The 12,470-nt window shown below is 71.9% G+C and carries 12 protein-coding genes; 7 read left to right on the top strand and 5 right to left on the bottom strand.

Going from position 1 to position 12,470, the window contains the following annotated elements:
* Positions 1–109 precede the first annotated feature (109 nt).
* Together AB0316_RS00585 and AB0316_RS00580 are read right to left on the bottom strand one after the other, a co-directional pair.
* On the bottom strand, positions 110–2,032 hold the full coding sequence (locus AB0316_RS00585) for a penicillin-binding transpeptidase domain-containing protein (RefSeq protein ID WP_366269548.1): 1,923 nt from the start codon (positions 2,030–2,032) through the stop codon (positions 110–112).
* A 109-nt stretch (positions 2,033–2,141) separates the two neighbouring features.
* Positions 2,142–2,822 (bottom strand): N-acetyltransferase, encoded by a 681-nt coding sequence (locus AB0316_RS00580; RefSeq protein WP_366269546.1) that lies wholly within the window; start codon positions 2,820–2,822, stop codon positions 2,142–2,144.
* A 66-nt stretch (positions 2,823–2,888) separates the two neighbouring features.
* Between AB0316_RS00580 and AB0316_RS00575 the strand changes: the two genes are divergently transcribed.
* The gene (locus AB0316_RS00575) at positions 2,889–4,001 is read left to right on the top strand and encodes a phosphatase domain-containing protein (RefSeq protein WP_366269544.1); all 1,113 of its coding nucleotides are present in this window, start codon (positions 2,889–2,891) and stop codon (positions 3,999–4,001) included.
* 12 nt (positions 4,002–4,013) lie between these two features.
* Complete coding sequence (locus AB0316_RS00570) at positions 4,014–4,874, top strand: DNA-formamidopyrimidine glycosylase family protein (protein WP_366269542.1); 861 nt, start codon at positions 4,014–4,016, stop codon at positions 4,872–4,874.
* A gap of 201 nt (positions 4,875–5,075) precedes the next feature.
* Here the strand turns inward: AB0316_RS00570 and AB0316_RS00565 are convergent, their stop codons facing one another.
* Entirely contained in the window at positions 5,076–6,815 is a 1,740-nt protein-coding gene (locus AB0316_RS00565) for an alkaline phosphatase family protein (protein ID WP_366269540.1), read from the bottom strand.
* 236 nt (positions 6,816–7,051) lie between these two features.
* Here AB0316_RS00565 and AB0316_RS00560 point away from each other — a divergent pair, with 236 nt between their 5' ends.
* The gene (locus tag AB0316_RS00560) at positions 7,052–7,822 is read left to right on the top strand and encodes a hypothetical protein (protein WP_366269539.1); all 771 of its coding nucleotides are present in this window, start codon (positions 7,052–7,054) and stop codon (positions 7,820–7,822) included.
* A gap of 25 nt (positions 7,823–7,847) precedes the next feature.
* Here AB0316_RS00560 and AB0316_RS00555 read toward each other — a convergent pair whose 3' ends face one another.
* A complete protein-coding gene (locus tag AB0316_RS00555) occupies positions 7,848–8,417 on the bottom strand; it encodes a CD225/dispanin family protein (protein ID WP_366269538.1) in 570 nt (189 codons plus the stop codon).
* 5 nt (positions 8,418–8,422) lie between these two features.
* Positions 8,423–8,746: a rhodanese-like domain-containing protein gene (locus AB0316_RS00550; RefSeq protein ID WP_366269536.1), complete on the bottom strand. Its 324-nt coding sequence runs from the start codon at positions 8,744–8,746 to the stop codon at positions 8,423–8,425.
* 96 nt (positions 8,747–8,842) lie between these two features.
* Between AB0316_RS00550 and pdxY the strand changes: the two genes are divergently transcribed.
* The 4 genes from pdxY to AB0316_RS00530 all read left to right on the top strand — a co-directional run bounded on the left by pdxY (position 8,843) and on the right by AB0316_RS00530 (position 12,390).
* A complete protein-coding gene (pdxY, locus tag AB0316_RS00545; protein WP_366271264.1) occupies positions 8,843–9,691 on the top strand; it encodes a pyridoxal kinase PdxY in 849 nt (282 codons plus the stop codon).
* A gap of 245 nt (positions 9,692–9,936) precedes the next feature.
* Positions 9,937–11,241, top strand: a complete 1,305-nt coding sequence (locus AB0316_RS00540; protein WP_366269534.1) for an ATP-binding protein — start codon at positions 9,937–9,939, stop codon at positions 11,239–11,241.
* 21 nt (positions 11,242–11,262) lie between these two features.
* Positions 11,263–11,655 (top strand): VOC family protein, encoded by a 393-nt coding sequence (locus tag AB0316_RS00535; protein ID WP_366269532.1) that lies wholly within the window; start codon positions 11,263–11,265, stop codon positions 11,653–11,655.
* Between the two features lie 51 nt (positions 11,656–11,706).
* Positions 11,707–12,390: a Type 1 glutamine amidotransferase-like domain-containing protein gene (locus AB0316_RS00530; RefSeq protein WP_366269531.1), complete on the top strand. Its 684-nt coding sequence runs from the start codon at positions 11,707–11,709 to the stop codon at positions 12,388–12,390.
* Positions 12,391–12,470: the final 80 nt, after the last annotated feature.

The raw sequence follows: 12,470 nt of genomic DNA, 5'->3' as shown, positions 1-12,470 counted from the left end.
CGACGTGTGACGTCGAGTGGGCACTGTGCGTCGCCCCCTCCACGTCGAGTGGGCACTTTCCGACGCTTCCGCGTGACGCACAGTGCCCACTCGACTTTGGGGGAGGGGGTCAGTGGAGGTCGCAGGCCTTGAGGAAGCTGACGATGAAGGGCGCCGCGCCGGTCACACCGTTGTCACCGACCTCGTTGTAGGCAGCGATCGCGATGTCGCCGCGGCCCGCGACCATCCACGCGTGCGTGTCCGGCGGGTTCTTCGTGCCGAACTCGGCCGTGCCGGTCTTGGCGTACTGCACCCCGAGCGGAGCCAGCACCTTGCCCGAGCCCTCCTTGACGACGGCGCTCATCTCCTGGCGCAGGACCGCGGCCTCGGCCGGGGCAAGCGGCTTGGCCGGCTGCGGCAGCGCCGGGGCCCCCTCGACGAGGACCGGCCGCACGGTCTGGCCCTTCATCACCGAGGCGACGACCAGCGCCATCGTCAGCGGGGACGCCTCGACGCGGCCCTGCCCGATGAACGAGGCGGCGTGCTCGACGACGTTGTCGGTCGCCGGGACCGACCCGAGGAAGCCGGTGAACGGCAGGTCGAGCGTCTCTCCCATGCCGAGCGACTGCGCGGCCAGGGTCAGGTCGTCCTGGCTGACCTTCGTGTGCTGGCTGATGAAGGCGGTGTTGCACGAGAAGGCGAGCGCCGTCTGCATCGGGATGTCACCGAGCTTGTCCTTGGGGTAGCCGGTGTAGTTGCCGAACTGCCGCCCGTCCACCGTCAGGGTGTCGGTGCACGGCAGCTTGGTGGACGCGTTCGCCCCCTTGCGCACGAGCGCGAGCGAGCTGGCGATCTTGAAGGTCGACCCGGGCGCCTCCTTGCCGGCCAGGGCGAGGGGTGCCCCAGCCGCTCCCGGACCGACGGCCGCGGCGAGCACCTCGCCGGTGGACACGCGTACGGCGACAAGGGCGGTGGGGCGTGTCGTCTGGGTGGCGAGCGCCGCCTCGGCCGCGCTCTGGGCCTTCTGGTCGAGGCTGATCTTGAGCGGCTCGCCGTCCTTGGAGGCCTCGGCGAAGAGCTCGCGCTTGTCCAGGATGCTGCCGTCGGCCCCGCGCTTGACCGCGACCACGGCGAGTCCCGGAGTGCCGCGCAGCTGCGAGTCGTAGCGGTACTGCAGCCCGCTGACGCCGACCGTGTCACCGGCCTCGAGCGTCCCCTTGGACTGGGCGATCTGCTCCGCGGTGGCCTCGCCCACGCTGCCGAGGATCGGGGCGGCCCACGTGCGGCTCGGCCCGAGTACCTGCATGGCGGGGACGGTCAGGGCCCCCTTGACCTTCTCGATGGCGGGGCCGTTCTTCTCGAGCACCGGGTCGGTGCCGCGGAGGGTGAGGCCCTGGACGAACGCCTTGGCGCCGGCGGCCGAGACCTTGGCGGCGAACCGGCCGGCGTCGATCCCGAGCAGCGCGGCGAGCCTCTTCGCCGAGGCCGTCGCCTCCGCTCCAGAGACCTTGGTCTTGTCGATGCCGACGACGGCGACCTCGCGCTCGGTCATGATCTTGCCGCCCGAGGCGTCGAGGATGTCGGCGCGCCGCGGCCACTTGCGGGTGATCGAGAGGCTCTCGTCGGGCCCGAGGTCCGGTGCGACGACGTCGGTGCTCCACGTCACCTTCCACTGGTCGTCGACGAGGGTCAGGGGAACCTGGGTCTGGTAGGTCCAGTCGGTCGGCGACGCGGAGACGTCCCAGCGGGTGGCGAGAGTGGCGGTGGCCTTGTCGGAGCCCTCGTTGTGGGTCACCTTGCTCACCGACACCTGCGGGCGCAGCGTGCCCACGCCCTTGTATGCCGTCGCGACGAACGCGGTCGCCTTGGCCCCTGTCGTGTTCCCGAACGCCACGGCGCCGAGGTTGCCGCTCGCGAGGCCGGCCGCCAGGGCGCGCGCGGTGTCGTCCGGCTCCGGGGGCGAGGAGAAGAGCGAGCAGCCCGCGCTGGAGGTGGCGACGACGAGGCCCGTCAGTGCGACGACGAGGGGTTTGACCCGAGATGCCCTGAGCATGGCTACACCGTACGGCGTGCGGCGGCACCCTTCCGTGTGCCTTCCGTGTGCCCTGCGTGGAGGACGTGTGGAGGTTCGGCGAGGCTGCGGGCGGACGGGTGCAGCGCGTTCAGCGCTCCGGGCGCCAGAGCTGGACCGAGGCCACGGGCTCGAAGCCGGCGGAGAGGAAGGCGCGCAGCGCTCGGGCGTTGCCCGGGGCGCACGCCGCGACGACGACCTCGTCCTGGGCGACGAGGGTGAGGGCGTCGCGCACGACATCGGCGCCCGCGTGCTCCTTGGCGGGGTCGGTCTCGAGGCCCAGCTCGAGCAGCCCGCCGAGCCCCGTCGAGAGGGTCACGAGCGTGTGGTCGTCGGGGGCGGCATACCCGTACGTCGCGACGTCGCTGCGCACGGACGTCGCGTGCTCGGCGCGCGGGTGGTTGCGCAGGTCGCTGCGCGGCACGAGAGCCGGCTCGCCCCCGATCCCTCGCGCCACGAGGACGATGTCGAGCGCGTCGATCCACCCGCTGCCGGCGAGCCGGGAGACGAGGCGCGGGTTGCTCGCGCCGCCGAAGCCGTCGGGGCCGAGGGCGCTCAGCGTCCCGTCGGAGATCTCGTCGTCGACCGCCAGGTAGGCGTGGCCGGTGAACGCGACGACGCCCTCGACGCCGGGGCGCCACGGCTCCACGCGTCGCCAACCGCCGTCGACGGCGGGGAAGTCGCCGCCGGCGGCCCTGCTGAGTACTTCGCCGATGGGGTGCACGTCGTCCATCAAACCTGCCGCGTCGCCGGGACGCCCGGCGAGGTCCATCTGGTGGTACCTGACGGTAACCCGGCGGACGGCGCGGATGACGGTCCGCGCAGGTAGGTTGAGGCCATGTCACGACCGCACGCGGCCGCCATCGTCGAGGACGCCGTCCACGAGCAGGTCGAACGCGTGCTCCGCAGCCGCGGCTGGGGCAACCGCGTGATCACCCACGTCGGCTACGGCTCGTCCTCCTTCGTACGCGTGTATGCGCGGATCCTGCTGGGCCGCAAGGGGCGTGAGCAGACCGAGGGTCCCGAGGCGCGGCAGGACGCGACCGGGGCGCTGAGCCCCGCGCACTACGACCGCGGGTGGCGCGCCTTCATCACCTCGCCCGCCACCGGCGTACCCGTCAAGGTGACGGCCGGCGACCGCGAGGTCTACGGCCGCTCCGACCGGGGTGGTCACGTCGACATCGTCGCCCGCGACCACGGCTTGGCTCCCGGCTGGCAGCAGGTGGTCGTCGAGGTGCAGGGCACCGACCCGGTGGCCGCCGACGTCTTCATCGTGGCCGACGACGTGACCTTCGGCATCGTCAGCGACATCGACGACACGGTCATCACCACGATGCTCCCGCGGCCGATGATCGCCGCGTTCAACACGTTCGTGCGCAAGGGCAAGGCGCGGCACGCCGTCTCGGGGATGGCGCCGATGTACCGCCGGCTGCTCGCCGCCCACCCCGGCGCGCCGATCGTCTACGTCTCGACGGGCGCGTGGAACACCGCGGCGACGCTCAACCGGTTCCTCGTCGAGAACGGCTTCCCGCTCGGGCCGCTCATGCTCACCGACTGGGGTCCGACCAACACCGGGTGGTTCCGCAGCGGCCAGGCGCACAAGCGCACCTCCCTCGACCGGCTCGCGCGCGACTTCCCCGACATCAAGTGGCTGCTCGTCGGCGACGACGGCCAGCACGACCCGCAGCTCTATGCCGACTTCGCCGAGGCCCGGCCCGAGCGGGTCGACGCCATCTGCATCCGGCACCTGTCGCCCAAGGAGCAGGTGCTCGCCAACCCGATCAAGATCGACTCGCCGACCCGGCCCTGGGTCTCGCGGTCGGTGCCGACCTTCTCGGCTCCCGACGGCCACGGCCTGCTGCGTGTCCTCGACTCGGTCGGCAAGGTCGGCGAGCCCGTCGCCGCCGACGAACAGCCCTCGCGTCCGGGCCGTTCCGTGCGCGCGAGATGACACACTGGCCCCATGCCTGAGCTGCCGGAGGTGCAGGCGCTCGTCGACTTCCTCGCCGAGCGGACGGCCGGCCTCGCCATCACCGGGGTCGAGCTGGCGTCGTTCAGCGTGCTCAAGACCTTCAACCCGCCGCCGCAGGCGCTCGAAGGCGTGCCGGTCGACGGCGTGCACCGCCACGGCAAGTTCCTCGACATCGACGCCGACGGCACGCACCTCGTCTTCCACCTCGCCCGCGCCGGCTGGCTGCGCTGGTCCGACCAGCTGCCCACGACGGTGGTGCGCCCCGGCAAGTCGACGATCGCCCTGCGCGTCCGCCTGTCCGACGGCTCCGGGTTCGACCTGACCGAGGCCGGCACGAAGAAGTCGCTCGCCGCCTACATCGTCAAGGACCCCGCCGAGGTGCCGGGCATCGCGCGCCTCGGCCCCGACCCGCTCGCCGACGACTTCACGCTCGAGCGCTTCCGCTCGATGCTCGAGGGCCGCCGCACCCAGATCAAGGGGCTGCTGCGCGACCAGGAGTTCATCGCCGGGGTCGGCAACGCCTACTCCGACGAGATCCTCCACGTCGCGAAGCTCAGCCCCTTCGCGATCGCCGGCTCGCTCGCGCCCGAGGTCGTCGACCGGTTGTATGCGGCCCTGCGCGAGACGCTCCAGGGTGCCGTCGCGACGGCGTCGGGCAAGCCGGCCAAGGAACTGAAGGACGCGAAGCGGGCGGGTATGCGGGTCCACGCACGCACCGGCGAGCCGTGCCCCGTGTGCGGCGACACCGTGCGCGAGGTGTCCTTCGCCGACACGTCGCTGCAGTACTGCCCGACCTGCCAGACGGGCGGCAAGCCACTCGCCGACCGGCGGATGTCGCGGCTGCTCAAGTAGGTCGGGGCTCGACGCGAGCCCACCCCGGCGCGACGTCGTGGACGCCGTCACGCGTGCTGTCGCAAAGTGCCCACTCGATGTCGGAAAGTGCCCACTCGACGTGGTGGGGTCCGGGGACGCGGAGAGGGCGCGCCGGGGGATCCGGCGCGCCCTCTCTGCTGTGCTTTGACTGCTCAGCCGTGACGGCTGGTCACGCTCGCGTCAGCCGCGGCGGGCCGGCATACGCGAGGAGTGGTCCGAGTGCTCGCCACGCCCGTGGTCCTCACCGTGGGACCGCTTGACCGAGACCACGGTGCCGGTGGTGTCGTCGAGGATCACCTGCGGGGCCTTCGACTCGTCGAACGAGAAGAGCCCGCGCATCGAGCCGGCCCAGGCGTCGGCCGAGCCGTCACCGATGCGGCCGACGTTCCAGTTGTCCTCGATGAGGCGCAGGATCGAGGCCTGGTCGGTCTGGTGGTGGTCGACGAAGTTCGTCTTCGAGAAGGGCGAGATGACCACGAGCGGCTGGCGCGGGCCGGGGCCGCAGCGGTCCTGGTAGCCCTGCGCGATCGGCACGCCGGACGCGGCCGCGTTGGTGCAGAAGGCGGCGTCGTCCGTGGTGTTCGAGGCGTTCTTGACCTGCGCGGCGACGTGGTCGTACCAGCCGTCGGAGTCGTCGTAGGCCAGGACGATCGCGGTGTCCTTCCAGTTCTTCGACTTCTGGATGGCGTTGACCTCCTTGACGATGAAGTGCTGCTCGTCGAGGGGGTCGGAGTAGCCGGCGTGCCCGTCCTGGTAGTTCGGCGCCTTGAGGAAGCTGACGGCCGGGAGGTTGTCGGTGCCGACGACCTGGTCGAAGGAGGAGATGTCGTACTGGTGGTTGGCCTGGCCGTCGTGGCCGATCTCGGCGGTGCTCGCCGGCGGCAGGTGGTGCGGGTTGGCCGTCGACGCGTAGTACTGGAACGGCTCGTGGTGCGGGTTGTAGTCGGTGGAGGAGACGCCTGCGACGTTGGTGTGCGTGGTCAGGCACGCGGCGGGCGCGCTGCCGGCCGCCGTGGTGGTCGGCGTGAAGCCGCCCTGGAACCAGCCCCACGACACCTTCTTGGCGTTCAGCAGGTCGCCGATGTTGCGGCCCGTCATGCCGGCGAGCGTGTAGCTCTTGGTGTGGCTGTTGTTGGAGCAGTCGTCGTAGACGGGGTCGGGGTCACCGGTCATCGTGCCGACGCCGTTCGCGTCGGGGAAGCGCACCGTGTAGTCGCCGCCTGCCGGGGTCGTCGCCGGGGTGCCGTCGGCGTTGAACTCCTTGACGCCGTGCGTGTTGCCCGAGACGAGGTTGATCGCGCCGGGGGACGACGGCCCGAAGGTGGTGCTGAAGGCGTGGTCGCTCATCGCGTAGTGCTGCGCGTAGTTCCACATCGCGGTGACGGTGTTGCCGTCGTAGTAGTCCATCGTCAGGCCCTCGCGCCCGAACGTGGGGGCGGCGCACGCGTCCTTGCTCGTGAACTCCACGAACTTGTCCATCGCGCCGGCGTCGTAGGCCTTCTGCTCGTTGGTGTACGTGTGGTCCTGGTCGCACGTGACGGCCTGGCCGGGCGTGAGGCGCTGCGGCTGCACCGAGTTGGGGTTGTTCGGTGCGAGCAGCCGGTCGTGCGCCAGTGTCGCTATGCCGCGGGGCGTGCCGGGCGCCGCGCGGAACGCCGGAGCCGGGACCCCGGTGCCCTGCTGGGTCTCGCCGGGCAGGTTCGCGGCCTCGGGGTAGGTGGCGAAGTAGTGGTCGAACGACACGTTCTCGCCGAAGATGACGACGACGTGCTTGATGGGCGTGCTGGTGGCGGACGACGCGTGCCTGCTCGTCGGCGCGGGGTGGGCACCGGCGGCGCCGGCACTGGCGGCGGTGACCGCGGGCACGACGAGCGCGGCGGCGCCGACGCCGGCGAGCGCGAGGCGGACGGAGCGTTTCATGGGATCTCCTCTGGAACGGCTGGTCAGGCCGGGGCGGAGCCGAGCGCGCCGCCTGCAGGGCCGGGCCGAACGTACGCCCGTGACGGGGTGGCAGGGGAGGTTCGGACCACCGCTTTAAGCACTGTTTGCCGAAGATGTGCCGCATGGTCGCCGTTCACCCAGCCGGCACCACGGGTTCACGCAGGTGACGTCCAGAAACGGCCGAATCTGCCTCAGGGTGCAACGATCCGGGCGGCGTGGTTGTCTTCATCGACATGGACCCGCAGACCCGAAATCGCCGAAACCCCCGCGTCGCCCCGGCCCGGCCGTTGCTCACGCTCGCTGTCGGGGCCGTCCTCGCGGCCGGGGCGTGCGGATCCACCCCGTCCCCCGTCGGCCAGCCGACCGGGGCGCCGACAGCGACCGCGTCGACGGGCTCGTCGAGCACCCGGACCGTGACGGTGGGCAGCGTGCGCCTCGAGGCGACGATGGGGCGCGAGGGCAAGGTGCAGGGCGGCGCCACGGTGGCCGGGATGTCGGTGCGACCCGGCCTCGTCGTCGAGTACCGGCTGGCCAACACCGGCGCGAAGCCCGTCCTCGCCTACGACGTGGTGCCCCAGGACCTCGGCAGCGCCACCCTCCCCGCGGGCGTCGACGTGCAGCACACGTGGGTCTACGAGCAGTCGGGTGTGCTGCGCCTCAGCAAGCAGGGCTTCGCTCCCGCGCCGAACGTCCGCTTCGCCGCGGCCCCCGTGATCGGCGCGCACACCGTCGCCCCTGGGAAGACCCTCACGGGCAGGGCGTATGCCGTGTGGCCGCTCGTGCTCGACGTGCCGGGGGAGTCCTTCTCGGCTCCACGGCAGCGTGTCGACCCGTCCGTGGGGACGTGGCAGTTCTGCGTGCAGGTCGACGGGCGCGCGGCGCAGGCGCGCCCCTCCGCGGTGGCCGGGGTCATGCAGGTGCCGGTGGCTGCGCCGCAGGGTGACCAGCTCGTGTGCACCCAGCCGGCGCCGATCCCGGCCCCCTGAGGAAGCCCCCGGTCGCGGGCGTTCGTCAGGTGAGCATGTGGGCCAGGGTGAAGACGAAGACGAGGCCGAACGTGAGCACGGGCAGCACCGGTGAGACGAGGGCGGCGAGCATGCACCAGGTCCGCGCCGAGCGCGAGGCGCGGTGCGCCTCCTCGAACCGTCCCCTGGCCCACAGGGTGTTGACCGACGCGGCCTTGACGAGGGCGACGATGCCGAAGGGCATGAAGCACAGGATCGTGCAGAGGATCGCCGCGCCGAGCCGGTTCGGCGGTGGCCCGAAGGGCTGCGACCCGGGCTGGGGCGGTGCGGCGGAGCGGCCGGCATACGCCCTCGGTGGGCTGACCGGGACCCACGTCGGCGCGGGCGCCGCGTGGGGCAGGGACGCCTGCCGCAGCGAGGCCTGCGGCAGGCGCGGGACGGCCGGAGGCACTGGCGGGCCGGGGCGAGCCGGCGTGGCTCGTGCGACGGGCGGGTCCGGCGCCGGCTGCTCCTGCGGCGGCGCCGAGGGCGAGTCGAGCTGCGGCAACCACGCCGACCAGGAGTCCTGCGTCGGGTCGGGCTGTCCCGCATCCGGGTCGCGGCGCCTGTCGTCCATGGCGGTCAGAGGATGGTCGGCTCGCCGCCGGCCGCCAGCTGCTTGCCGGCGCGCTGCCACTCGAGCATGCCGCCCTCGACGTTGACGACGTCGTAGCCCTGCGCGGCCAGCCACTGCACGGCGCGGGCGGAGCGACCGCCGGAGCGGCAGACGATGGCGACGGCGTCGTCGGTCTCGGGAAGGTCGCCCATGCGGGCCGGCAGGTCGCCGAGCGGGATGTGGATGGCGCCGGGTGCGTGACCGGCCTCCCACTCGTGCGGCTCGCGGACGTCGACGAGCACGGCGTCGTCGGGCAGCTCGGACACGGTCGTCGTGGGGATGGCGCTCATGCCTCCCATCCTGACACGCGCGCGCACCCGAGCCGGGGCCCTGGACGGTACGCGGCCGCCCGGGCGGAGCGCCAGAAGGCCGTTATCGTGACGAAGGTGAAGATCCTGTCGATCCAGTCCCACGTCGCGTACGGCCACGCCGGCAACTCCGCAGCGGTCTTCCCCCTGCAGCGGCTCGGCCACGAGGTCTATCCCGTGCTCACGGTCACCTTCTCCAACCACACCGGCTACGGCTCCACCCGCGGGCCGCTCATCGCGCCGTCCGACGTCGCCGCCGTCATCGACGGGGTGGAGGAGCGCGGCGCGTTCCCCACGATCGACGCCGTGCTCTCGGGCTACCAGGGCGCCGAGGCCGTCGGCGAGGTCGTCCTCGACGCCGTCGCCCGCATCAAGGAGGCCAACCGCGCCGCCGTCTACTGCTGCGACCCCGTCATGGGCGACGTCGGCCGCGGCTTCTTCGTGCGCGAGGGCATCCCCGAGTACATGCGCGACCACGTCGTGCCCAAGGCCGACATCGTCACCCCCAACCAGTTCGAGCTCGAGTTCCTCGTCGGACGCCAGGTGGGCACGCAGTCCGACCTCGTCGCGGCCGCGCGTGAGCTCATCGCACAGGGCCCCTCCGTCGTGCTCGTCACGAGCGCCGTCACCTCCGACACGCCCGAGGGCACCATCCAGATGGCGTGCGTCACCGCCGACGACGCGTGGGTCGTGACCACCCCGATGCTCCCGATGACCGTCCGCGGCGGCGGCGACGTCACGGCCGCGCTCTTCCTCGCGCACTACCTGACCGACGGCCCGCAGGTGGCGCTCAGTCGCACGGCGGCGACCATGTATGCCGTGCTCGAGCGCACGCACGCCAGCGGCTCCGAGGAGATGCTGCTCGTGTCCGAGCAGGACGCCATCGCCAGCCCCGACGAAATCTTCGAAATCGCGGCGATTGCTTGACCTCGGTACCCCGGGGGGCGTTATAGTCGCAACGCGCCGTTCCGCATGACCACCCCTGACCGTGCGGAACGGCGCTCTTTCATGCCTGCATTCGCTGGAATCCGAATCCAATGACTCTGTCACCGAGCGAAACCGCCGGGATTCGGGCGGGCACGCGGCGCCGTGAACGGTCGCTCCACGACGCGCCGATCGGGTCTTATGGCGACATCTCGGGTCTGCGGTAGACACGCGTATAGCCTCCGATCGTGGACCCGATCACGAACCCGTACGCCCCCGGTGCCGGCCAGCGCCCGCCCGAGCTCGCCGGTCGCGACGAGCAGCTGCGCACCTTCGACGTCGTGCTCGAGCGGATCGCCCGCGGGCGCTCGGAGCGCTCCATCGTCCTGACGGGCCTCCGGGGTGTCGGCAAGACCGTCCTGCTCAACGCGCTGCGCAGCTCGGCGGTCCGGGCCGACTGGGGCACCGGCAAGTTCGAGGCCCGACCGGACCAGCGGCTGCGCCGCCCCCTCGCGGCTGCTGCGCACCAGGCCGTGCGGGAGCTCGGCCACCCGCGCAGCGAGGAGGTCGACCAGGTCCTCGGCATCATCAAGGCGTTCGTGCTGCGCGACGCACCCACCGGCGCGAAGCTGCGCGACCGGTGGCAGCCGGGCATCGACGTCCCGGCCTCCACCGGCCGCGCCGACTCCGGTGACATCGAGATCGACCTCGTCGAGCTCTTCACCGACATCGGCGGGCTCGCCGCCGACGTCGGCAAGGGCGTCGCCTTCTTCATCGACGAGATGCAGGACCTCGACCCCGACGACGTCTCGGCCCTGTGCGCGGCCTGCCACGAGATCTCGCAGTCGGGGCTGCCGGTGATCGTCGTCGGCGCCGGCCTGCCGCACCTGCCCGCCGTGCTGTCCGCGTCGAAGTCATACTCGGAGCGGCTCTTCCGCTACTCCCGCATCGACCGACTCCCGCGCGACTCCGCCGACCGCGCGCTCGTCGGCCCGGCCTCCGAGGAGGGGTGCGAGTTCACGCCCGAGGCGCTCGACGAGATGTATGCCGTCACGGCCGGATACCCGTACTTCATCCAGGCCTACGGAAAGGTGGTCTGGGACGTCGCCCCGACCTCACCGATCACCGCAGAGGACATCCGGGTGGCGGTGCCCGAGGCCGAGGCCGAGCTCGCCGTCGGCTTCTTCGGGTCCCGCTTCGAGCGCGCCACGCCGGCCGAGCGGGAGTACCTCCGGGCCATGGCCGACGCGGCGCTCGTCGGTGCCACCGTGGGTGTGCCCGGGGACGCGCCCGGCGAGGCGCCTGAGTCGGGAGCCGACGGTGACGGTGCGGGGGAGGACCCAGGGGACCGGCCGGCATACGTCCGCGACGGGGTGACCGAGCGCGAGGCCGTGCCGACCTCGGCAGTGGCCGAGGTGCTGGGGCGCAAGCCGCAGTCGCTGTCGCCGGCTCGTGATGCACTGATCAAGAAGGGGCTGATCTACTCCGGCGAGCGGGGACTCATCGCCTTCACCGTGCCGCACTTCGGCCGCTACCTGCGCACCCAGTCCTGATCCGGTCCTGAGGAGGACGTGATGCAGATGAAGCTCGAGCTGGTTCCGCTCCCCGTGTCGGACGTCGACCGGGCTCTCGAGTTCTACGAGGGCCGGCTCGGCTTCACCAAGGACCACGACGTGCAGCCCGCCGACGGCGTACGCGTGGTGCAGCTGACGCCGCCGGGATCCGGCTGCTCCATCGGGTTCGGCACGGGGCTCGACGTCTACCGCGGGGAGCCGGGCACGATCCGCGGCCTGCACCTCGTCGTCGAGGACATCGAGGCGACTCGGGCCGAGCTCGTCGGGCGCGGCGTCGACGTGGGGGAGATCCACGACTTCGGCGGTGGGGTGCGCGGGGCGGACTTCGCCGACCCGGACGGCAACTCGTGGGAGCTCCAGGAGATGGCGTGGCGCGGGGGAGCGCAATACTGAGAGCCCGTGCCGCGCGACGTGCGGTGGCACCGACAGGGGAGGACCAGAGCAGTGAAGCTCCTGCTGACCGACGGCGGCGTCACGAACCCGAGCATCAAGGCGGCCCTGGTGAGGCTGCTCGGCAAACCGATCGAGGAGTCGAGCGCGCTGTGCATCCCCACCGCGATGTACGGACACCCGATGGTCGGGCCCGGCGAGAGGACGTGGCAGTTCATCAGCGGACGCTCCGAGAACCCGATGGTCGACCTCGGCTGGAAGTCGGTCGGCGTGCTCGAGCTCACCGCGCTGCCCAGCATCGCCGCCGAGCGCTGGGTCCCGGCCGTCGAGCAGGCGGACGTGCTGCTGGCGGCAGGCGGTGACGTGCTCTACCTCGCGCACTGGATGCGGGAGTCGGGGCTGGCGGACCTGCTGCCGTCCCTGCACGAGACCGTGTGGGTCGGGTTGAGCGCCGGCAGCATGGTGATGACGCCCGAGGTCGGCGAGGACTTCATGCAGTGGCGGCCGCCGAGCGGTGACCTCAGCACCCTGGGCCTCGTCGACTTCTCGATGTTCCCGCACCTGGCTCCCGACGGGCTGCCCGGCAACACCATGGCCGAAGCGGAGAGCTGGCTCACCGGCATCACCGGCCCGGCCTACCTGACCGACGGCCAGACGGCCATCGTCGTCGACGACGGGGCCGTCGAGGTGGTGTCCGAGGGCACCTGGCACCACTACCCGCCCGCGGCCGAGCGCTGAGAGCCGAGCCGGAGCGGCAGAAGACGTCACGGCGCTATGTCCCTGACGGACTGCCCCGACTGACACCCTGTGGTGACTCC

This window comes from Terrabacter sp. NPDC080008 (assembly GCF_040702505.1).
Lineage (GTDB): Bacteria > Actinomycetota > Actinomycetes > Actinomycetales > Dermatophilaceae > Terrabacter.
Note: the sequence above shows the minus strand (reverse complement) of the source record. Positions and strands in the feature narration are given on the sequence as shown.

Coding starts and splice junctions, on each gene's coding strand:
- AB0316_RS00585 (WP_366269548.1), bottom strand. CDS start 2,032: ATGCTCAGGGCATCTCGGGTCAAACCCCTCGTCGTCGCACTGACGGGC.
- AB0316_RS00580 (WP_366269546.1), bottom strand. CDS start 2,822: ATGGACCTCGCCGGGCGTCCCGGCGACGCGGCAGGTTTGATGGACGAC.
- AB0316_RS00575 (WP_366269544.1), top strand. CDS start 2,889: ATGTCACGACCGCACGCGGCCGCCATCGTCGAGGACGCCGTCCACGAG.
- AB0316_RS00570 (WP_366269542.1), top strand. CDS start 4,014: ATGCCTGAGCTGCCGGAGGTGCAGGCGCTCGTCGACTTCCTCGCCGAG.
- AB0316_RS00565 (WP_366269540.1), bottom strand. CDS start 6,815: ATGAAACGCTCCGTCCGCCTCGCGCTCGCCGGCGTCGGCGCCGCCGCG.
- AB0316_RS00555 (WP_366269538.1), bottom strand. CDS start 8,417: ATGGACGACAGGCGCCGCGACCCGGATGCGGGACAGCCCGACCCGACG.
- AB0316_RS00550 (WP_366269536.1), bottom strand. CDS start 8,746: ATGAGCGCCATCCCCACGACGACCGTGTCCGAGCTGCCCGACGACGCC.
- AB0316_RS00535 (WP_366269532.1), top strand. CDS start 11,263: ATGCAGATGAAGCTCGAGCTGGTTCCGCTCCCCGTGTCGGACGTCGAC.